Source organism: Variovorax sp. LjRoot130 (assembly GCF_964253755.1).
Lineage (GTDB): Bacteria > Pseudomonadota > Gammaproteobacteria > Burkholderiales > Burkholderiaceae_C > Variovorax.
Genome location: NZ_CAXURM020000001.1, coordinates 1,685,687 through 1,706,268, shown reverse-complemented (window position 1 = coordinate 1,706,268; position 20,582 = coordinate 1,685,687). Strand labels below are relative to the sequence as shown.

23 protein-coding genes are annotated in these 20,582 nt (G+C 69.0%); 13 read left to right on the top strand and 10 right to left on the bottom strand.

Annotated features, from left to right (window positions below; translation table 11 throughout):
• Positions 1-14: 14 nt before the first annotated feature.
• The 6 genes from ACSQ86_RS08560 to fliE form a co-directional block, all read right to left on the bottom strand.
• Complete coding sequence (locus tag ACSQ86_RS08560; protein ID WP_093102025.1) at positions 15-347, bottom strand: flagellar protein FliT; 333 nt, start codon at positions 345-347, stop codon at positions 15-17.
• Positions 348-371: 24 nt separating this feature from the next.
• Positions 372-794, bottom strand: a complete 423-nt coding sequence (fliS, locus tag ACSQ86_RS08555; RefSeq protein ID WP_093102023.1) for a flagellar export chaperone FliS — start codon at positions 792-794, stop codon at positions 372-374.
• Positions 795-813: 19 nt separating this feature from the next.
• Entirely contained in the window at positions 814-2,259 is a 1,446-nt protein-coding gene (fliD, locus tag ACSQ86_RS08550; RefSeq protein ID WP_436303321.1) for a flagellar filament capping protein FliD, read from the bottom strand.
• A gap of 188 nt (positions 2,260-2,447) precedes the next feature.
• On the bottom strand, positions 2,448-2,807 hold the full coding sequence (locus ACSQ86_RS08545; RefSeq protein WP_436303320.1) for a flagellar protein FlaG: 360 nt from the start codon (positions 2,805-2,807) through the stop codon (positions 2,448-2,450).
• A 121-nt stretch (positions 2,808-2,928) separates the two neighbouring features.
• On the bottom strand, positions 2,929-4,218 hold the full coding sequence (locus ACSQ86_RS08540) for a FliC/FljB family flagellin (RefSeq protein ID WP_093102020.1): 1,290 nt from the start codon (positions 4,216-4,218) through the stop codon (positions 2,929-2,931).
• Between the two features lie 172 nt (positions 4,219-4,390).
• Positions 4,391-4,708, bottom strand: coding sequence for a flagellar hook-basal body complex protein FliE (gene fliE / locus ACSQ86_RS08535; protein ID WP_436303319.1), 318 nt, complete (start codon positions 4,706-4,708; stop codon positions 4,391-4,393).
• Between the two features lie 284 nt (positions 4,709-4,992).
• Here fliE and fliF point away from each other — a divergent pair, with 284 nt between their 5' ends.
• The 13 genes from fliF to fliR all read left to right on the top strand — a co-directional run bounded on the left by fliF (position 4,993) and on the right by fliR (position 15,984).
• Positions 4,993-6,690 (top strand): flagellar basal-body MS-ring/collar protein FliF, encoded by a 1,698-nt coding sequence (gene fliF, locus ACSQ86_RS08530; RefSeq protein ID WP_436303318.1) that lies wholly within the window; start codon positions 4,993-4,995, stop codon positions 6,688-6,690.
• Positions 6,687-7,688, top strand: coding sequence for a flagellar motor switch protein FliG (fliG, locus tag ACSQ86_RS08525; protein ID WP_436303317.1), 1,002 nt, complete (start codon positions 6,687-6,689; stop codon positions 7,686-7,688). The genes fliF and fliG overlap by 4 nt, the downstream gene beginning before the upstream one ends.
• On the top strand, positions 7,675-8,436 hold the full coding sequence (gene fliH, locus ACSQ86_RS08520) for a flagellar assembly protein FliH (protein WP_436308757.1): 762 nt from the start codon (positions 7,675-7,677) through the stop codon (positions 8,434-8,436). The genes fliG and fliH overlap by 14 nt, the downstream gene beginning before the upstream one ends.
• Positions 8,436-9,845 (top strand): flagellar protein export ATPase FliI, encoded by a 1,410-nt coding sequence (gene fliI, locus ACSQ86_RS08515; protein ID WP_436308756.1) that lies wholly within the window; start codon positions 8,436-8,438, stop codon positions 9,843-9,845. The genes fliH and fliI overlap by 1 nt, the downstream gene beginning before the upstream one ends.
• A gap of 8 nt (positions 9,846-9,853) precedes the next feature.
• The gene (gene fliJ, locus ACSQ86_RS08510) at positions 9,854-10,309 is read left to right on the top strand and encodes a flagellar export protein FliJ (RefSeq protein ID WP_093102012.1); all 456 of its coding nucleotides are present in this window, start codon (positions 9,854-9,856) and stop codon (positions 10,307-10,309) included.
• 21 nt (positions 10,310-10,330) lie between these two features.
• The gene (locus ACSQ86_RS08505; protein ID WP_436308755.1) at positions 10,331-11,638 is read left to right on the top strand and encodes a flagellar hook-length control protein FliK; all 1,308 of its coding nucleotides are present in this window, start codon (positions 10,331-10,333) and stop codon (positions 11,636-11,638) included.
• Positions 11,639-11,737: 99 nt separating this feature from the next.
• Entirely contained in the window at positions 11,738-12,220 is a 483-nt protein-coding gene (gene fliL / locus ACSQ86_RS08500; RefSeq protein ID WP_436290800.1) for a flagellar basal body-associated protein FliL, read from the top strand.
• Between the two features lie 12 nt (positions 12,221-12,232).
• The gene (gene fliM, locus ACSQ86_RS08495; protein WP_093102008.1) at positions 12,233-13,234 is read left to right on the top strand and encodes a flagellar motor switch protein FliM; all 1,002 of its coding nucleotides are present in this window, start codon (positions 12,233-12,235) and stop codon (positions 13,232-13,234) included.
• The gene (fliN, locus tag ACSQ86_RS08490; protein ID WP_093102006.1) at positions 13,227-13,670 is read left to right on the top strand and encodes a flagellar motor switch protein FliN; all 444 of its coding nucleotides are present in this window, start codon (positions 13,227-13,229) and stop codon (positions 13,668-13,670) included. The genes fliM and fliN overlap by 8 nt, the downstream gene beginning before the upstream one ends.
• Complete coding sequence (gene fliO, locus ACSQ86_RS08485; protein ID WP_436303313.1) at positions 13,667-14,152, top strand: flagellar biosynthetic protein FliO; 486 nt, start codon at positions 13,667-13,669, stop codon at positions 14,150-14,152. Before fliN ends, fliO begins: the two co-directional genes overlap by 4 nt.
• Positions 14,149-14,916 (top strand): flagellar type III secretion system pore protein FliP, encoded by a 768-nt coding sequence (gene fliP, locus ACSQ86_RS08480; RefSeq protein ID WP_436303312.1) that lies wholly within the window; start codon positions 14,149-14,151, stop codon positions 14,914-14,916. The genes fliO and fliP overlap by 4 nt, the downstream gene beginning before the upstream one ends.
• Positions 14,913-15,182 (top strand): flagellar biosynthesis protein FliQ, encoded by a 270-nt coding sequence (gene fliQ / locus ACSQ86_RS08475; RefSeq protein ID WP_093102001.1) that lies wholly within the window; start codon positions 14,913-14,915, stop codon positions 15,180-15,182. The genes fliP and fliQ overlap by 4 nt, the downstream gene beginning before the upstream one ends.
• Before the next feature lie 7 nt (positions 15,183-15,189).
• Entirely contained in the window at positions 15,190-15,984 is a 795-nt protein-coding gene (gene fliR, locus ACSQ86_RS08470; RefSeq protein ID WP_436308754.1) for a flagellar biosynthetic protein FliR, read from the top strand.
• Between the two features lie 18 nt (positions 15,985-16,002).
• Here the strand turns inward: fliR and deoA are convergent, their stop codons facing one another.
• From deoA to ACSQ86_RS08450, 4 genes are read right to left on the bottom strand one after another with little or no spacing between them, the layout of a single operon-like run.
• Positions 16,003-17,343 carry a thymidine phosphorylase gene (gene deoA / locus ACSQ86_RS08465; protein WP_436303311.1) on the bottom strand — a complete coding sequence of 447 codons (1,341 nt, stop codon included), beginning with the start codon at positions 17,341-17,343 and terminating at the stop codon, positions 16,003-16,005.
• A complete protein-coding gene (gene deoC / locus ACSQ86_RS08460; RefSeq protein WP_436306274.1) occupies positions 17,343-18,104 on the bottom strand; it encodes a deoxyribose-phosphate aldolase in 762 nt (253 codons plus the stop codon). The genes deoA and deoC overlap by 1 nt, the downstream gene beginning before the upstream one ends.
• A gap of 13 nt (positions 18,105-18,117) precedes the next feature.
• The gene (gene ushA, locus ACSQ86_RS08455) at positions 18,118-19,731 is read right to left on the bottom strand and encodes a bifunctional UDP-sugar hydrolase/5'-nucleotidase UshA (RefSeq protein WP_436308753.1); all 1,614 of its coding nucleotides are present in this window, start codon (positions 19,729-19,731) and stop codon (positions 18,118-18,120) included.
• A gap of 22 nt (positions 19,732-19,753) precedes the next feature.
• Positions 19,754-20,551, bottom strand: coding sequence for a purine-nucleoside phosphorylase (locus tag ACSQ86_RS08450; protein ID WP_436308752.1), 798 nt, complete (start codon positions 20,549-20,551; stop codon positions 19,754-19,756).
• Positions 20,552-20,582 lie beyond the last annotated feature (31 nt).

Here is a 20,582-nt window from a genome sequence, read left to right as displayed (position 1 = left end):
CAGCGATATACCGTTCAGCGCGGCAGCCCGTAGGCCTTGTCAAGCTCGCCCTGCTTCTGCAGCCGGGCCATCGTGGCGACGAGGCGTTCGAGCTGCGGCTTGACCAGCCGACGCACTTCATCCTGGTCGGCGCGGATGCGCTCCATCAGGCGCTGCGCCTGGTCGAGCTGCGCGGGTTCCAGCGCTTCCGTGGGGCCGATCTGCTTCAATCGCTCGACCACCGTCGCGCACTGCTCTTCCAGGGCCGGAAGGCGGTCCCACTCCTTGGCCCGCGCCAGCGCCGCCATCAGCGACGTGGTCGAGGCGAGTTGCACGTAGCAATGGACGATTTCACTGCGGGCGGCCATGTCTCTTCTTTCTTCGATTCGTATTCAGTGGCCGGCGGCAACGCCATCGATCTCGCGCCATGCGGAGGCGATGTTCTCGAGCAGCGCCTCGGCTTCGTCGAGCGCTTGCGCATCGTTGTGCAGGTTGGCCTGCAGCAGGCGCCGGATGACGTAGTCGTAGAGCGCCGACAGATTGGCGACCAGGCCCTCGCCGGCCGCCCCGGCCGCCTTGGCGTCGAGGCTGGCCTTGAGGCCGTTGTCGACGATGCCGACCGCCTTGGAGATCGCGTTGCCCTTGGCCGCGACATCGCCGCTCGCCATGTGGTGCCGCGCCATGCCGATGGCCGTGACGGCGCCGTCGAACAGCATGCAGATGAGCTGGTGCGGCGACGCGCTCATCGCTTGCGTTTCCACGCCGAGGCGTGCATAGGCGTTGGCGCCGGTTCTGAAGGTGTGGGGTGTGTACATGCGCTGCTCCGCGTGGGGCTTAGTTGTCGCTGCTCATGCTCGCGAACTGCTGCGTGAGGTAGCTGCTGGTGCTGTTCATCTTGCTGACCAGCAGATCCAGTTGGGTGAACTGCGCGCGGTAGTACTCGACCTTGGCATCCACGCGCGCCTGCATGTCGGTGTACTGCTCGTCGAGCTGCTTGAGCGAGGTGTTGATGCCGTCGGTCGCCACCTTGAGCACGCCGCCGGTGGAAGTGGCCTTGGTCACCAGCGCGTCGAGCTGCTTGCCGTAGCCGGTGGTGCTGCCGGTCGCGCTCGAGAAGAGCTTGGAGACGCCGTCCAGGTTGGTGGCGAGCGCGCTCTTGAGCTTGTCCGAGTCGACGCTCATGGTGCCGTCCTTCTGGAAGCTCACGCCGATCTGCGACAGCATCGTCAGGTCGCCCGTACCGCCGGCCTGCGGCGAGGTGAGCGTGTTGCGGATGCTGGTCTGGAGATTGCGCAAGGTCGAATCGCCGACCAGCGCCGCGGCCGTCTTCTTGTCGGTGTCGAAGGTGGTCAGCGTGCTGGCCGTGCTCTGCAGGGCGTTGTAGGCCTTGACGAAATCGTTGATCGCCGTCTCGACCGAGGCCGTGTCGCGCGCCACGCTCAGCGTGCTGGTGCCGGTCTTCAGCACCGTCAGCGTCGTGCCCTGGATCGATTCCTTCACGGTGTTGCTCGCGCTCGTGACGGCGATGCCGTTGACCGTGAGCTCGGCGTTCTGCGCCTGCACCGTCTGCTGCAGGTTCTGCGTGCCTGCCGGATCATGGTTCAGCAGGTTCGCCAGCGCCGCGTCGCCGGCCACGGAGACGCGCATGCTCGAGGCCTTGCCGGTCTCGGTCGATGTCAGCACCAGCCGGTTGGGCGTGCCGCTGCCGTCGTTCACGATGCTCGCCGTCACGCCGGCCTTGGCCGCGTTGACCGCGTCGCGGATGCCCTCGAGCGTGTTGTGCGCCGCATCGATGGTGATCGGCACAGCCGTGCGGCTCGCGTCCGGCGTGAAACCTGCGCCCGTGTACTTGCCGCTCACCGCGTCGTAGCTGCCGCCGGCGATGGTGCCGAAGTCGATCGTGATGGTGCCGGTGCCGATGGCCGTCTTGGCGCTCGCCTGCCCGGCCGCCACCACCGACTGCGCCTGCGCGAGCTGGGTGACGTTGATGTTGTAGATGCCGGCCGCTGCCGTGTTGCCGGCACTCGCGGACATCACGTCAGTGGCGCTGGAGGTGGCTTTCACGCCCAGGAAGAAGGCCGGGTCCGACAGCTTCTTGGCCGCCGTCTGCAGCGTGCCGAGCGCGCTCTGCAGCTGGCCGTAGGCCGACAGCTTGCTCGTGTAGCTGACCTGGCGCTGCTGCAGCAGCACCAGCGGCTGGCTCTCCGCCGTTTCGAGGTTGGTGAGCAGGCTGCTCAGGTCGAGGTTGGAGCCGATGCCGAGACTGCTGATCGATGCCATGAATGAATTCCTGTTTCTAATGAGTGCGACAAACGCATGCCTGTGGCCCACGATGGCCGAACCCGCGGCCAGCGAAGCCAGGCCCCTTCGGGGAACACCGCGGAACCGGCTTTGCCGGGCCGCTGGTGTTGCCCCCGGCGAGGGGGTTGGAGGCCACACGAAGTGGGCAAGCCTGGGGGTGGTTCATATCAAGCCGACTGGCTCACCAGCAGGCCGGGCGCCTTGCCCAGCACCTTGGCGATGCGCACCACTTCCTCGGTCGGGATCTGGCGAATGATTTCGCCGCTCGCCCGGTCGACCACCTTGACGATGACCTTGTCGGTATCCTGGTCCACCTCGAACTGCAGGCCGACCGAGCGGCTCTGCAGCGAGGCATTGACCTCGCGCACCGCCTGTTCGACCTGCGTCGGCGTCGCCGCCTCCACGGCATCGGCCGCGGTGGTCGCGCCCTCCGGCGATGCCGCTGCGCCCGCGCCGATCGGCCGGCCCGAGAGCATCTGCACCCACCACTGGCCGTTGTCTGCTGCCGGAGCTACGGGGATCGACATGGTCTTCACCTTTGGTTGCTTGCTTCGCTGTCGTCTGCGGCCTGGCCAGGACCAGGCCGCAGAGAACAGCGCAGGCGCTGTCGGGCTTTCGCCCGGACGCCTGCGATGGTTCCTTCTTCGATTAACGCAGGAGGGACAGCACGTTCTGCGTGGTCTGGTTGGCCTGGGCCAGCACCGAGGTACCGGCTTGCTGGAGGATCTGCGCGCGGGTCATGTTCGACACTTCGGTCGCGTAGTCGGCGTCTTCGATGCGCGAACGCGAAGAAGACAGGTTGGTCACCGTGGTGCCGAGGTTGGCGATCGTCGAGTCGAAACGGTTCTGCACCGCACCCAGCGAGCTGCGCAGGTCGTCGACCATCTTGAGCGCTGCGTCGAGCTTCTTCATCGGGTCGACCGAAGCCGCACCCGTGAATTCGGCCGTGGCGCCGGCGCCGCTCAGCACGATGTCGGTGGCGGTGTTGTCGAAGTCGGTCCCGCCTGCACCGCCGTTGGCCAGCGCGCCTGCGCCGACGCTGAAGTTCTTGCCTTGCACGGCCACGTAGGCGGTGGTGGCGCCGGTGGAATCGACACCGACCTTGACGAGCTGGTCGGCCAGCGTCACGGCAGCGGTCACGCCGTTGGACGGATCGGTGAAGTCGATGTCGGCGACGTTCAGCGTCACGGCACCGGTGGCGTCGGCGACCGAGGCGGCATAGAAGCTGTCACCCGACTTGACCACGAAGTTGGCCGTGGCGGCGCCGGTGGCGTCCTTCACGTTGTGCAGGCTCAACGAGCTCGCAGCGACGCCCAGGGACGTGGCAGCAGCGCTCAGATCGACAGCGGCAGGCGTGGCAGCCAGGTTGGTCTGCGTGATGGCCTCGCTCACGGGGAGAGCGTTGTTGCTCACCGAGAAGCCGCCGAGGCCGAGCGTCGTCGAGTCGATCTGCTTGAGGTCGATCTTGATGGTTTCGCCGTCGTTGGCACCGACTTGCACGGTCAGCGGCTTCGCGCCGGCCGACAGAACCTTCACGCCGTTGAAATCGGTCTGTGCCGAGACACGGTCGATTTCGCTCATGCGCTGGGTGATTTCGTCCTGGATCGACTTCAGGTCGCTGGCCGAGTTGCTGCCGTTGGCGGCTTGCACGGCGAGTTCGCGAACGCGCTGCAGGTTGTTGTTCACTTCCTTCAGTGCGCCTTCCGTCGTTTGCGCCAGCGAGATGCCGTCGTTGGCATTGCGCTGGGCTTGCGACAGGCCCTTGATGTTCGCCGTGAAGCGGTTGGCGATCGCCTGGCCGGCCGCGTCGTCCTTGGCACCGTTGATCCGCAGGCCCGAAGACAGGCGCTGGATCGCGGTGTTCAACGACGACTGCGACGCGTTGAGGTTGTTCTGCGTGAGCAGCGAGAGACTATTGGTGTTGATGACTTGCGCCATGTTCGACTCCTGTAGACAAAGGTTGTGGACTTCGGCCAATGGCCGCAACGCTGGACCCGCTTCCCACCGTGAGACTCAAGCCATCGTTGGATTAGTTATCGGCAGGGCTTTCCAAACATTTAGGCCGGTGCGCCAAAAAGATGCGCGCGGCCCTTTCCACAACCTTCAGGGCTCAAGCGGGCAGGTTCATCACTTCCTGATAGGCGGCCACCAGCCGGTTGCGCACCTGCAGCCCGGTCTGGAAAGCCACGTTGGCCTTCTGCAGGTCGACCATGACATCGTTGAGCGCCACGCCCGGACGCCCCAGCTCGAAGGCCTCGGCCTGGCCGTAAGCCTTGGTCTGCGCCGTGCTGATGTTGTCGAGCGAGCGCCGGAGTTCGGCTGCGAAGCCGCCCGGCTGGGCCGCCTCGGCGGCGGGCGGCGTGAAGCCGGACCGGAGCGCGGTGACCCGCATCTGCTGCAGGACGGACTCGATGGCGGCAATCGACATGAGCAAACCTTTTCTCTTCTAGAACTTCCGTATTGACAAAGGAAGCGCCAAGGCACTCCCGCGTGTTTTCAGCGTATCAGCCAAGGCTGCCGGCAGATGCGCCCAACTGACGGCAAAACCCGCGGTTGTTCGACCAATCGAATCCGCACCGGCTGCCGAGAATCGACTGCGAACAAGAAAGCCTGCTGACGACATCAACGGCCCTGCGGCATGACTCCTCCACATCGACGACTCTCTTTCCTCTCCATGAATCCGGCGCGGCCGGCCGCGCCGGAGGCGCGCACATGAGTGCGACGGCGCCCGCGGGCGCCGCGCCGACGGCGCCGGCCCTCCCGCCTCTCATGGAACGGATGCGCGCGCAGCCGAAGCTGCCGCTGATCGTCGGCGCCGCCGCGGTGGTCGCGGCCGCCGCGGCCTTCATGCTCTGGAGCCGCGCACCCGACTACAAGGTGCTCTACACCAACGTCTCGGACCGCGACGGCGGCGCGATCATCGCGTCGCTCACGCAGATGAACGTGCCCTACAAGTTCGCCGAAGGCGGCGGCGCGATCCTGATCGCCGGCGACAAGGTGCCCGAAGTGCGCCTGAAGCTCGCGGCCCAGGGCCTGCCCAAGGGCGGCGGGGTCGGCTTCGAGCTGATGGACAACCAGAAGTTCGGCACCAGCCAGTTCGCCGAACAGGTCAACTACCAGCGCGGGCTCGAAGGCGAGCTCGCGCGCTCCATCGAGTCGATAGCCACGGTCGAGTCGGCGCGCGTGCACCTGGCGCTGCCCAAGCCCTCGCTCTTCGTGCGCGACCAGAAGAAGCCTTCCGCCTCGGTGGTGCTGAGCCTGCACCGCGGCCGCAGCATCGACGAAGGCCAGGTCAGCGCCATCGTCCACATGATCTCCAGCAGCGTGCCCGAGCTCGACGCCAAGAGCGTGACGGTGGTCGACCAGCGCGGCAACCTGCTGTCGGCGGCCAATGCCGGCGCGCGCGGCCTGGACGTGAGCCAGCTCAAGTACGCGCAGGAGATCGAGCAGGGCTACATCCGCCGCATCGAGGCCATCCTGCAGCCCATCGTCGGCGCGAGCAATGTGCGGGCGCAGGTCGCGGCCGACATCGACTTCTCGGTGGTCGAACGCACCGACGAGAAATACAGCCCCAACCAGGATCCGCGCAATGCCGCGGTCCGCAGCCAGCAATCGAGCGAATCGAGCCAGCACGGCGCGACGCCCCCGGGCGGCGTGCCGGGCGCGCTGTCGAACCAGCCGCCGACCACGCCGAACGCGCCGATCACAGCGCCGCGGCCCGGCACCGCCGCGACGCCGCCCGCGGCCGCATCGACGACCACGACGGCCACCAGCACGGCGCCCGGCGCGCCCTCCAGCCTGCGCAAGGACACGACGACCAACTACGAGCTCGACCGCTCGATCCGCCATGTGCAGCAGGGCGCCGGTGCGGTCAAGCGCCTGTCGGTAGCGGTGGTGGTGAACAACCGCGAGGGCGCGGACGGCAAGGCCGGCGCGCGCGCGCTCGCGCCGGCAGAGATCGAGCAGATCCGCAACCTGGTCAAGGAAGCCATGGGCTACAGCCAGGAGCGCGGCGACTCGCTCAACGTGGTCAACAGCGCCTTCGCCCGCGAGGGCCACGATGAAGTGGCACGGGACGTGCCGAACTGGCGCGACCCCGACAACATCGAGCTTGCCAAGACCATCGGCCAGTACCTGCTGCTCGCCGCCCTCGCCCTCTTCGCCTGGTTCGCCGTGCTGCGGCCGCTGCTGCGCAAGCACCTGGCACCGCCGGCAGCGCCCGCTTCCGCCGAACCGGCACAGAAGGCCATGGCCCCCGGCGGCGATCCCGACGACGCCGGCTCCGCGCAGGAAAGCGCACGCCAGCGCGAAGCCGAGCGCCAGAAGGCCGACCTCGACTACGCCCACCAGACCGCCGACAGCGATCCGCGGCTGGTGGCCACGCTGATCAAGCATTGGATGAACCCATGAGCAATATCAACTTGGGAACCCGCAAGGCCGCGATCCTGCTGATGTCGCTGGGCGAGGACCGTGCCGCCGCCACGCTGCACCACCTGCCCACCACCGAGGTACAGGCGCTGGGCGTCGCGATGGCCAAGCTGAGCCAGGTGTCCAAGGAGGAGCTGGCGGCCGTGCTGTCCGAGTTCCGCATGGAGACCGAGCAGCTCTCGGCTCTGCACCTGGGTTCGGGCAGCTACATCCGCGCGGTGCTGCGCAAGGCGCTGGGCGACGACCGCGCCAGCAACCTGCTCGAAGACATCCTGCAGCCCGACGAGCCGCACGGCGGCATCGAGCGGCTCAACGATCTCGAGGCCGGCGAAGTGGTGGAACTGATCCGCGACGAGCATCCGCAGATCCTCGCCACGCTCTTGGTGCACCTGGACCGCAAGAAGGCTTCGGAAGTGCTGGAGAAGCTGCCCGTGCGCCTGCGCCACGACGTGATCATGCGCGTGGCCACCTTCGGTGGCGTGCAGCCGGCGGCGCTGGCCGAGCTGACCGACGTGCTGACCGAGATGCTCTCCGGCGAAGGCCTGAAGCGCAGCCGCCTGGGCGGTGTGCGGACCGCCGCCGAGATCGTCAACCTCATGAACAGCGCGCAGGAAGACGAGGCCATCGCCCACGTGCGCGAGCACGACGAGGCCCTCGCGCAGCGCATCCTCGAAGAGATGTTCGTGTTCGAGAACCTGCTCGATCTCGAGGACCGCTTCATCCAGCGCCTACTCAAGGACATCGAATCCGATTCGCTCATCGTCGCGCTCAAGGGCTCGCCGCAGGAGCTGCGCGACAAGTTCCTGCGGAACATGTCGCAGCGCGCCGCCGAGACGCTGCGCGAGGACATCGAGCTGCGCGGCCCGGTGCGGGTCTCGCAGGTCGAAGCCGAGCAGAAGGCCATCCTGCAGGTGGTGCGCCGCCTTGCCGATTCGGGCGAGATCACAGTCGCTGCGCCGGGAACCGATGACTTCGTCTAGCCACTCCTCCTTCGGCGCCCGTGCACGGCTGTCCGCAGCCTATGCGCCAACGCGGCCGGCCACGCCGCCCAAGCCGGTGCTCTCCGCCTGGCAGCGCTGGGAAATGGGCACGCTGGATGAAGACACCGCGCCGCCGCAGCACGTTGTCGAAGCCGCCAACGCGCAGCGCATCGATCCCGCGGCGCTGGCGCGCGACACCGAACTCGAACGCCTGCGCCTCGAAGCGCGCGCCGCGGGCGAAGCCGAAGGCCGCCGCGAAGGCTGGGCACAGGGCCATGCCGAGGGCCGCACCGCCGGCCTGGCCTCGGGCCTGGCCGCCGCCAGCGCGCATGCCGAGCAGCTGCGCGCGCTGGCCGCCACGCTGCCGGACGCACTGCGCCGCGCCGAGAGCGAACTGGCCGATGCCATTCTCACGCTCGCGCTCGACGTGGCCCGCCAGGTGGTGCACCGCACCTTGCGCGCCGAGCCCGAATGGGTGCTGCCGCTGGTGCAGGACCTGCTGCATGCCGAGCCTGCGCTGCAGGGCGAGCCGCGCCTGCTGCTGCATCCCGAGGACGTGGCGCTGGTCAAGAACAGCCTGGGCAACGAACTGCAGATCGCCGGCTGGCAGGTGCGCGCCGACGACACGCTGGCGCGCGGCGGCTGCCGCGTCCAGTCCGCCAGCGGCGAGATGGATGCCAGCCTCGAAACCCGCTGGAAGAGCGTGACTGCCGCACTGCACCGCGATGTGGATGCGCTGGACATCTGATGTCGACGCTCACACCCAACCCCCATCTGCAATCCTGGCGCGGCATGCTCGCCCAGGCGCGCAGCGAGGTCAGCCACTGCACGACCACCACCCACTCGGGCCGACTGACCCGCGCGGTGGGCCTGGTGCTCGAAGCCGTGGGCCTGCAGCTGCCCGTGGGCAGCGACTGCCTGATCGAGCTGCCGCCCGGCTATCCGCAGCGCCATGCCGAAGCCGAGGTGGTGGGCTTCGCCGGCGATCGCCTGTTCCTGATGCCGCAGAGCGAAGTGGCGGGTCTCTTGCCCGGTGCGCGCGTCTTCGCGCGGCCCGGCACGGGCGGGCCCGGCGCCGGCGGCGATTCGCACACCAAGCGGCTGCCGGTCGGCGAAGGCATGCTCGGCCGCGTGGTCGATGCGGCCGGCCGCCCGCTCGACGGGCTCGGCCCGCTCGACATCGCCCGCAAGGTGCCGCTCTCCTCGCCGCCGGTCAATCCGCTCTCGCGCGCGCCCATCGACTCGGTGCTCGATGTCGGCGTGCGCGCCATCAACGCCATGCTCACCGTCGGCCGCGGCCAGCGCATGGGCCTGTTCGCGGGCTCCGGTGTGGGCAAGAGCGTGCTGCTCGGGATGATGGCGCGCTACACCAGCGCCGAGGTGATCGTGGTCGGCCTGATCGGCGAACGCGGCCGCGAGGTGAAGGACTTCATCGAGAACACGCTGGGCGAGGAAGGCCTGGCCCGCGCGGTGGTGGTCGCCGCGCCGGCCGACAACTCGCCGCTCTTGCGCCTGCAGGGCGCGGCCTATGCGACCTGCCTGGCCGAGTACTTCCGCGACCAGGGCAAGGACGTGCTCTTGATCATGGATTCGCTCACCCGCTACGCGATGGCGCAGCGCGAGATCGCGCTGGCTGTGGGCGAGCCGCCGGCCACCAAGGGCTACCCGCCTTCGGTGTTCGCGAAGCTGCCTGCGCTGGTGGAGCGTGCCGGCAACGGCGCGCGCGATGCACAAGGCCGCGGCGGATCCATCACCGCCTTCTACACCGTGCTGTCCGAAGGCGACGACCAGCAGGACCCGATCGCCGATTCGGCGCGCGCCATCCTCGACGGCCACGTGGTGCTCTCGCGCACGCTGGCCGAGGCCGGCCACTACCCGGCCATCGACATCGAGGCTTCCATCAGCCGCGCGATGACCGCGCTGATTCCGCCCTCGCAGTTCGAGACCGTGCGCCGCTTCAAGCAGATGCTCTCGCGCTACCAGCGCAACCGCGACCTGATCAGCGTCGGCGCCTATGCGGCCGGCCACGACCTGCAGCTGGACCAGGCGATCGCGATGTATCCCAAGATCGAAGCCTTCCTGCAGCAGGCGATGCACGAGCGCGCCGACTACGCGGGCTCGATCGCGCACATCACCGGTTTGTTCGAAAGCAAATAGGACCTGTTATGTCCAAGAAGCTCCCCCTCGACACCCTGACCGAACTGGCCCGCACGCAGAAGGAAGAGGCCGCGCGGCGCCTGGGTGCCTTGCAGAGCGCGCAGGTCAGCGCGCACCAGAAGCTGGACCTGCTGCTGCAATACCGCCAGGACTACAGCCACCAGCTTCAGCTGCTGATGGAGAGCGGCCTGCCCGCCTCGCAGTGGCGCAACTACCGCAACTTCCTCAGCACGCTCGACGGCGCCATCGAGCAGCAACGCGCCATCGCCGTCCAGACGAATGTCCGGCTCGACCATGGCCGTGGCGACTGGCAGCACCATGCGCGCCGCCTCAACTCCTTCGACACCCTGGCCGACCGCCTGCGTCGCCAGGAAGCGATGGTGCAGGCCAAGCGCGAACAGCGCGACAGCGACGAGCGCGCGGCGCGCAAGTTCATCGACCGCGCGGCGCATTCGAGCCCCTGATCTCATCTACCTGGAACCGCCATGTCCACCTTCATCGCTCCTTCTGCCGGCCCGGCCGCGCCCAGCCAGCCGCTCACATCCTCCGGCCCGCGCGGCCGCCCGGCCGACGAGCCGCAGGGACAGCGCTTCGGCGAGGTGCTCGAGCGCTCGCGCGCCGCCGGTGCGCGGAAGTCCGAGGCATCGCCGGACGCAGCGCCTGCCGAGGCCGCTGCGCTTCCGAAGCCGGAGCGCGGCGCGGACAAGAAGGACGAGCTCGTCTCCGATCTGCTGGCCTTCGCGCTGTTCGCGCCCGCGCCGGTCGCGGCTCAACCGACGGCCGTGGCGACGCCCGCCGCCAGCCTGCCGAGCGAAGCCAAGGCAGAGGTGTCGATGGCAACGGATGTTGCCCAAGACCCCTTGCTTGCGCAGACGCCGCCGGCGACCGCCCTGACCGAAGCCGGCACCGAAGCAGCAGCCAAGACCCTCCCCGCAACGCAAGATGCAGGCCCGGAGGCGAAAACGCTTCCTGCACAAGCAGCTGCGGCACAGGCCAACACCGCCAAGTCGGTGCCCGTGGCAGCGGATGCGAGCGTTGCCGACGCCGCCGCGCCGACAGCCGTCGCTGCAACACCGCCGCCGCCGGCCGCGAGCGCCCTCCCCTCGGCGAAAGCCCCGGCCGCCGGCACGGCCGCGCAACAGCAGGCCAAGGCATCGCCCGCGCTGCCCTCCGTCGACGAGACGAAGACGGTGCCGGCTGCCGCGACGAGCACCGAGCGTGCCGATGCAGCCGCAGCTCAGAGCCCGGCATCCCCGACTCTGGTCCCCACATCGACGTCTTTCATGCCGCAGGCGGTGGAGCGCGCCAGCGCACCCGCCAGCCCCACACCCGTGTTGACCGTCGCACCGCCGGTCGGCAGCGACGAATGGGGCCCGGCCATCGGCCAGCAGATGCTGCGCATGAGCACTGGCGGCCATCAGGTGGCCGAGCTCAACCTCAACCCGGCCGGCCTCGGCCCGCTCAAGGTCACGCTCAGTCTCGGCGACAACCAGGCGCAGGCCATGTTCGTGTCGGCCCATGAATCCGTTCGCAAGGCCGTCGAGGCCGCGCTGCCGCAATTGCGCAGCACGCTCGCCGAGCAGGGCATCAGCCTGGGCCAGACCTCGGTCGGAGCCGAGTCGCGGCCCTGGGCCGGACAAGGCGACGGCTTCGGCCAGCCGCAGCAGCAGCCCTCGTCCTCGCGGCAGGCGGCGTATCCCGGGCGCGCGGACACGGGCACCGATGCCATTGCGCCTCGCATGCCTGTGGCCGCGCGCAGTACCGGCAGCGCCGGACTCGATACCTTCGCCTGAAACGCGAGATCTGAGGCCCTTTCCCCCGCTTGATCGGCGCTTCGCTTGCGCGTGCGCCGGCCAAGAATAGACCGAATCGTTTTGCAGCAGCTCCCACCCATGGCCACCAGTCCCTCACTCACCCAAGTCGCTCCCTCCGCGCCGCGCTCGTCGAAGCTGCTGATCGGGCTGCTGATCGCCGTCGGCCTGTGCGCCCTCGGCGGCGGCGGTTATGCCTTGAGCCGCAGCAACCTCTTCGCGCGCGAAGCCGCCGCGCCGGTGCCGCAGAAGCCCATCTTCGTCACGCTCGAACCGCTGACCGTCAACGTGCAGTCCGAAGGCCGCGGCCGCTTCCTGCACATCGGCATGGCGCTCAAGGTGCGCGACGAGCAGGCCAAGACGCAGATCGTCGAATCCATGCCCGAGCTGCGCAGCCGGCTGCTGCTGCTGCTGTCGAACCGCCAGCCCGAGTCGCTGCTGTCCACGCAGGACAAGGCCCGGCTGGCCGAGGAGATCCGCGCCGAGCTCAACAAGCCGCTCGGTCCCAACCTGCCCGCGCAGGACATCTCCAGCGTTTCCTTCAACACCTTCGTGGTGCAGTAAGGGTCTCCTGGCATGGCCTATGAACAGGTGCTCTCGCAGGACGAGGTCGATGCGCTGCTGCAAGGCGTCACCGGCGGAGCCGTCGACCAGACCCGCGCGCCCACGCCGGCCACCGACGGCCTGCCGGCCTACGACCTCGGTGCGCCCGACCGCGTGGTGCGCAGCCGCATGCACACGCTGGAGGTCATCAACGAGCGTTTCGCGCGCCATCTGCGCAGCTCCTTGCTGAACTTCATGCGGCGCAGCGCCGACATCTCGGTCGGGCCGGTGCAGATCCAGCAGTACGGCGAGTTCGTGCGCCACCTGCCGGTGCCGACCAACATCAACATGCTGCACTTCAAGCCGCTGCGCGGCACCGCCCTGATCGTGTTCGATCCGAAGCTGGTGTTCCTGGTGGTGGACAACCTGTTCGGCAGCGACGGCCGCTACCACGTGCGCGTGGAAGGGCGCGACTTCACGCGCACCGAGCAGCGCATCATCAAGCGCCTGCTGAACCTCACGCTGCAGTGCTACGGCGACGCCTGGCAGCCGGTGTTTCCGCTCGCCTTCGACTACGTGCGCGCCGAGATGCACGGCAAGCTGGCCAACATCGTCGCGCCCAACGAGGTGGTGATCACCACCACGCTGCAGGTCGAGTTCGGCCCGGTCGGCGGCTTCGTGCACGTGTGCATCCCCTACTCGATGATCGAGCCGATCCGCGACCTGCTGTCCAACCCGGTGCAGGACGAGATCGAGGTCGACAAGCGCTGGGTCAAGCAGATGTCGCAGCAGATGCAGAGCGCCGACGTCGAGCTCAGCGCCGACTTCGTGACCATCCCCTCGACCATCGGCGAGCTGATGAAGCTGCAGGTCGGCGACGTGCTGCCGATCGAGCTGCCGAGCTCCGTCGTCGCGCGCGTCGACGGCATTCCGGTGATGGAGTGCGGCTTCGGCGTCTCGAACGAACGCTATGCGCTGCGCGTGCAACAGATGATCTCCCACCAAGACAGCGATCTGAAGAACGACCATGACTGACAACACTCCTTCCAGCAGCGATGCGGACGACTGGGCCAGCGCGCTGGCCGAGCAGACCGCGGCCTCCGCGCCTGCGCCCCTGCAGGCCGCCGCACCCGCACCCGTGGCGGCGCCGGCCGGCGCACAGGTCTTCCAGCCGATCCAGAACGCGCCGACGGCCCACAGCTCGCCGGTGGACATCGAACGCATCCTCGATGTGCCGGTGCAGCTCACGGCCGAGATCGGCCGCACGCGCATCACCATCAAGAACCTGCTGCAGCTCTCGCAGGGTTCGGTGGTCGAGCTCGACGGCCTGGCCGGCCAGCCGCTGGACGTGCTGATCAACGGCTACCTGATCGCACAGGGCGAGGTGGTGGTGGTGAACGAGAAGTACGGCATCCGCCTGACCGACATCGTCACGCCCTCCGAGCGCATGCAGAAGCTCAGCCGCTCATGATTCCTTGCAGGCGACCGCTGCGGGCCGCGGCCTCTCTTCTTGCGTGGGCATGCACGCTGCCGGCGCGCGCGGCGCTGCCCACCGTGCCGACACCCGCCGCCGAGGCCGCGCCGGCAGTCGGCGCCTCCGGCCTGCTGCAGGCCGGCTTCGGCATGCTGGTGGTGCTCGCGCTGATTTTTGCGTGCGCATGGATGGCACGCCGCTTCGGCCTGCAGCGCTTCGGCGGCGGCAATCTCGTGAAGGTGGTGTCGAGCTCCATGGTCGGCCAGCGCGAGCGTGTGGTGGTGGTGGAAGTGGGTGCGACCTGGCTGGTGCTGGGCGTCACGGCCAGCCAGATCAACACCCTGCACACGCTGCCGGCGCAAGCCGTGGCCTCGGCGCCGGCGGCCACGCCGCTGGATGCGAGAACCTCCCAGGCGCTCGGCCTGTTCGCGCAGAAGCTGCGCGAATCGCTCGGCGTCAGGCCGCGGCCGGGCGAATGATGCAGGGCCACCGTCGTCGTTGCCTGCGTCGCGCGAGCCTGCTGCTGGCGCTCGTGCTGCCTGCACTGCCGATCGCCGCCTGGGCGCAGGGCCTGCCCGGCCTCGTGAGCACGCCCGGCCCGGGCGGCAGCCAGACCTGGTCGCTGAGCGTGCAGACGCTGGTGCTGCTGACCTCGCTGTCCTTCCTGCCGGCGCTCTTGCTGTGCATGACCAGCTTCACGCGCATCCTCATCGTGCTGGGCTTGCTGCGCACCGCCATCGGCACGCAATCGTCGCCGCCCAACCAGATCCTGGTGGGCCTGTCGCTCTTCCTGACCTTCTTCGTGATGTCGCCGGTCTTCGACAAGGTCTACAACGAGGCCTACAAGCCCTTCTCCGAAAACAAGATCAGCGCCGAGCGCGCGCTCGAACGCGGCATCGGCCCCTTCAAGACCTTCATGCTGAAGCAGACCCGCGAGAACGACCTCGCGCTCTTCGCGCGGCTGGCCAAGGTGCCGGCGATGGAAGGGCCTGAGGAAGTGCCGCTGCGCATCCTCTTGCCCTCCTTCGTGATCAGCGAGCTGAAGACCGCGTTCCAGATCGGCTTCACCATCTTCATCCCCTTCCTCATCATCGACCTCGTGGTGGCCAGCGTGCTGATGTCGATGGGCATGATGATGGTGCCACCCGCCTCCATCGCGCTGCCCTTCAAGCTGATGCTCTTCGTCATGGCCGACGGCTGGCAGTTGCTGATCGGTGCGCTGGCCGAGAGTTTCTATCTATGACGCCCGAATCCGTCATGGCCATCGGCAGCCAGGCGATCCATGTGTCGCTGCTGCTCGGCGCGCCCCTGCTGCTGGTGGCGCTGGTGGTCGGCCTGGTCATCAGCATCTTCCAGGCCGCCACGCAGATCAACGAAGCCACGCTGTCCTTCATCCCGAAGCTGCTGGCGGTGTTCGCTGTGCTGGTGATCGCCGGGCCCTGGATGCTGGGCCAGATCGTGGACTACATGCGGACGCTGTTCTCGAGCATTCCGCAGCTCGTGACCTAGAGGCGCAATGCCGCCGGTCTTTTCGGTCACCTCGGGGGAACTCAACGCCTGGATGGTGGCCTTCCTCTGGCCCTTCGTGCGCATGCTGGCGCTGGTCAGCACCGCGCCGATCTTCGGGGAGCCGGGCGTGCCGCGGCAGATCAAGGTCGCGATCGCGGCCCTGCTCGCGGTGGCAGTCGCGCCCACCATCGGGCCGATGCCGCCGGTGCCGGTGGTGTCCGCGGGCGGCGTCTGGATCCTGGTGCAGCAGGTGCTCATCGGCGGCGCCATCGGCTTCGCGATGCGGCTGGTGTTCGCCGCCGTGCTGGCGGCGGGCGAGTACATCGGCCTGCAGATGGGCCTGTCCTTCGCGTCCTTCTTCGATCCGATGAGCGGCGGCGCCACCATGGTGGTCGCGCGCCTGCTGCACATGCTGGCGATGCTGATCTTCCTCGCGCTCGACGGCCACCTGCTGCTGCTCGCCGCGCTCGCCGAGAGCTTCCAGACCCTGCCGATCGCCGACGCGCCGCTGGCCGCGCGCGGCTGGATGTTCCTCGTCGCGGGCGCCGGCCAGATCTTCGCCAACGGCCTGATGCTGGCGCTGCCGCTGGTCACGGCGCTGCTCACGCTCAACCTGGCGATGGGCATCCTGAACCGCGCCTCGCCGCAGTTCAGCATCTTCGCGGTGGGCTTTCCGCTGACGCTGCTCGCGGGCATCGGCATGCTGCAACTGCTGATACCGCAGATGGGCGCCTTCCTCGCGCCGCGCATCGCGGCGGGCTTGTCGTCGGTGATGGAGTTGACGCAGGCTTTGCGGCCTTGAGTCCAGGCATGGGGCGCGCTACGGCGCCCGCGTGATCTCCGCGCAGATCACCGGGGCCGGCACATCAGGCGCTGCCGACCCTTGCGTGCCGTCTTCTTCGATGCGCATGGCCGCCTGCAGCGCCGCGATCGCCGCTTCGGCATCGGCCTGGCTGGCCGCATGCACGCGCGCCAGCGGCTCGCCCTTGCGTACCTTGCTGCCCAGCGGCAGCACCTGCGTGAGCCCGACGCGCGGATCGATGCGGTCTTCGGCGCGGCGCCGGCCGCCGCCCAGGGCAACGATGGCCAGGCCGATGGCGCGCACGTCCGCCGCCACCAGTACGCCGTCTTGCGGTGCCGGCAAATCGCATTGCACCGGCGCCTCCGGCAGTTGGCGCACTGCTTGCCCGAGGTCGCTCGCACCACCCAGGCCCGACACCATGCGCGCGAAACGCTCGGCGGCCGCGCCGCTGTCGAGCGCGCGCATGGCGTGGGCCCTGGCCTCGGGCAGGTCGGCCGCGAGGCCGCCCAGGCGCAGCAGCCGCGCCGCGAGCGCCAGGGTCACTTCGAGCAGCCGCGGCTCGCGTTCAGCGCCCATCAGGAAATCGATCGCTTCGCGCACTTCGAGCGCATTGCCCGCGCTGCGGCCCAGCACCTGGTTCATGTCGGTGATCAGCGCCTCCGCGCGCAAGCCGGCGCCGGCCGCCACGTCGACCAGGCTCTTGGCCAGCGCCCGCGCGCCGTCCAGGCGCGGCATGAAGGCGCCGTTGCCCACCTTCACGTCGAGCACCAGTCCCTCGAGCCCGGCCGCGAGCTTCTTGGAGAGGATGCTGGCGGTGATCAAGGGCAGCGATTCGACCGTGGCCGTCACGTCGCGAATCGCGTAGAGCCGCTTGTCGGCAGGTGCCAGCGTGGGGCCGGCGCCGACGATGGCGCAGCCGGCATCGCGCAGAACGGCGAGCAGCGCATCAAGCGACGGCTCGACGCGGTAGCCCGCCAGCGATTCGAGCTTGTCCAGCGTGCCGCCGGTGTGGCCCAGGCCGCGGCCGGAGATCATCGGCACCACGCCGCCGCAGGCCGCGACGATCGGCGCCAGCATGAGGCTCACCTTGTCGCCCACGCCGCCGGTGGAATGCTTGTCGAGCACCGGGCCCGGCACATCGGGCCATTGCAGCACTTCGCCGGAATGCGTCATGCCGCGGGTCAGTGCCACGCATTCGCCATCGTCCATGCCATTGAGCAGGATCGCCATCGCCAGCGCGGCGATCTGGCCTTCGCTCCAGCTGCCGTCGGTGAGGCCGCGCACGAAGGCTTCGATCTGCGCCGGCGAGAGCGCATGGCGATCGCGCTTGGCGCGGATGACCTCGGCCGGCAGCAGCATCAATAGTCTCCGGGAACGGATGGCTTGCCGGCGCCTTTCTGCAGCAACACCGACTCGATGTCGGCCAGCAGGCCGCTGGCGCCGAAGCGCAGCCGCTTCGGTCCGATGGCCGACTCGCCCAGCATCTCGCGCGCCAGCGCGATGTAGATCGCCGCATCGGCCACCGTGCGCACGCCGCCCGAGGCCTTGAAGCCGACCTCATCTTTTCGCGCGTGGCCGGCGATGGTCTCGAGCATCGCGCGCGCGGCATCGGGCGTCGCGCCCGTGGCCGTCTTGCCGGTGCTGGTCTTGAGGAAGTCAACGCCGGCATCGAGCCCGATGCGGCAGGCCTGGCGGATCAGTTCGGGCGTCTGAAGTTCGCCGGATTCGATGATGAGCTTGAGCGTCTTGCCCGCGCAGGCCGCGCGCACCTGCGCGACCAGGGCCGCCGCGCCGTCCGCATTGCCCGCGGCGAGAGCGCGCCAGGGCAGGACCAGGTCCACTTCGTCGCCGCCGGCCGCGAGGATGGCCTGCGTCTCGCGCAAGGCGCGTTCGCTGTCGAGCGCGCCGTCGGGGAAGTTAACCACGGCCGCGACGCGGATCGATGCCGGCAGCGCGGCCCTGGCCTGCGCCACGAAGCGCGGCCACACGCACAGCGCCGCCGGCGGGCCGGCCGGCCCTTGCGCCTTGGCGCACAAGGCATCGATGGCGGCCGCGTCGTCGCCGTCGTTGAGGCTGGTCAGGTCCAGGCAGGCCAGCGCAATGCGCGCGTCGCGTGTCATGTCGGTTTCCACATCATCTCCTTAGCACCTCGTCGCCCGGTGCGTAGTCGGCGGCCTTGAGCGGGCTGCGGCCGGCGATGTAGGCGCGCAGCACCTCGGCATCGACGAAGCCGGTGTTGAGGTAGCCCGGATGCGTCGCCAGCTTGGGATAGCCGTCGCCGCCGGTGGCAGTGAAGTTGTTGATCGCCAGCCGGTACGCGCGCCGCGGGTCGATGGGCTGGCCGTTGACCTTGGCATCCTTCAGCTGTCCGCCTTCGATCAGCATCTGCACGCCCGCCGTCTGCGGGAAGCCGCCCGAGCCCGGTGTCATCCTGGCCGCGGCTTCGAGGTAGCCGAGCAGCTCGGCGCCCGTGAGCTGTACCACGGTCACCTGATTGCCGAAAGGCTGGACCTTGAGCACGTCGCGGTAGGTGATGCGGCCGTCGGGCAGCGAATCGCGCACCCCGCCCGAATTCATGAGCGCGACATCGGCGCCCGTCTTGTCGCGCATGGCCTGGGCGATCAGCCGGCCGAGATTGGTGGCTTGCCTGCGCACCCGTTCGCGATCACCGTCGAACACGCCGGCCGCTTCGCCCACCGGCACCGTCAGCTGCGCCTGCCCGTTGTCCTGGAAGGGCTGTAGGAAGGCGCGCACGCCGGCGTCCTCGGGAATGGTCTCTTCATACGCGACCTTCTTGCCGTCCACAGTGCGCTTGAGGTTGACCGGAATCAGCTGGTACTTGATCAACTCGATCCGGCCCGGGCGCACCTCGAAGTCGGCCCGGCCCACGTATTTGCCCCATTCGTGCGCCTGCACGATCCAGGTGCCGTTCTGACGGTCGGGCGCGCAGGGCGTGCCGGGCACGTAGGCGTCGTTGCGCAGGTTTTCCTGCAGCATGCAGACCGGGTTCTGGCTGTGGCCGCCGACGATCAGGTCGAGCCCGCGGGTGGCGCGCGCCATCTCCACATCGCCCGGCGCGTTGACGCCGCGCCGGCCGTCGGTGTAGTGGCCCATGTGGGTGGCGGCGATCACCATGTCGGCCTTGGCGCGCAGCTCGGGCAGCAGTTGGGCCGCCTCGTCGATGGGCTTGCGGAATTCGATGCCCGCGATGTTGGCGGGCATCACCATCCTGGCCGTGTCGTCGGTGGTCAGGCCCAGCACCGCGATCCGCAAGCCGCCGCGCTCGAACACGCGGTAGGGCTCGAACATGCGCTGGCCGTTCTTGTAGATGTTGGCCGAGAGCAGCGGAAAGCCGGCCCACTGGCGCTGCTTGTCCAGCACCGCGGGCGGCTTGTCGAACTCGTGGTTGCCGACCGCCGAGGCGTCGTAGCCGAGCAGCTTCATTCCCTTGAAGTCGGGCTCGGCGTCCTGCAGGTCGGACTCGGGCACGCCGGTGTTGATGTCGCCGCCGTCGAGCAGCAGCGTGTAGCCGCCGCTTGCCTGCACCTCGGCGCGCAGGCGGTCGATGAGCGTCTTGCGCGCGGCCATGCCGTATTCGCCGTCGGCATTGGTCCAGAAGCGGCCGTGGTGGTCGTTGGTGTGCAGCACGGTCAGCTTGATCGGCGCGCGCTCGCCCGGCGCCGTAGCGCAACCGGCCAGCAGGGCCAGCGCGGCGGCGGCGGCGGCGGCGATGAATGGCATGCGCATGGGTCGAATCCTCCAGAGCAGATCAGATCGCTGCAATGACCGCTGTGAGCAGGCGCGATGCGTCCTGGTCGGCGGCGCGCGCGTTGCGCAGGGTGTGGGCGTGGCTCAGGCTTTCATCGGAGAGCCCCGCAGCCATGTTGGTGAGCATCGAGAAGGCCAGCACCTTCAGGCCCGCATGCCGCGCCAGGATGACCTCGGGCACGGTGCTCATGCCCACGGCCTGCGCGCCCAGCAGGCCCAGCATGCGGATCTCGGCCGGGGTCTCGAACTGCGGGCCCAGCACCCAGGCATAGACGCCTTCGTGCAGCGCGATGCCCGCCTGCGCGGCCGCGGCGCGGGCCTGCGCGCGCAAGGCCGGATCGTAGGCATCGCTCATGTCGACGAAGCGGTCCGAGCCGGGCTCGTCGTGCAGCGGCGTGCGCTGGGCCATGTTGAGGTGATCGGCGATCAGCATCAGCGAGCCCGGGCCCATGTTCGCGTCCAGGCTGCCGGCGGCATTGGTCAGCACGAGGATGCGGCAGCCGGCGGCGGCCAGGCTGCGGATTGGGCCCTTCATGGCCGCCGCGTCGCCGCTTTCGTAGGCGTGCTTGCGGCCGCGCAAGAGCGCGACCGCGCGGCCGCCGATGCGGCCCAGCCGCAGGATGCCGGCATGGCCGTCGACGTTCAGCGCCGGGAAGGCGGGCAGCTCGGGATAAGGGATGTCCGTGGGCGCCTCGACCAGCTCGGCGGCGCGGTCCCAGCCGGAGCCGAGCACCACCGCCAGCTCGGGCACGGGACCGGCGACACGGATGCGCGCGGCGCTTGCTTCGATGGCGTTCATGGCGACCCCCACGCTCGGCACTTCGTGTCCT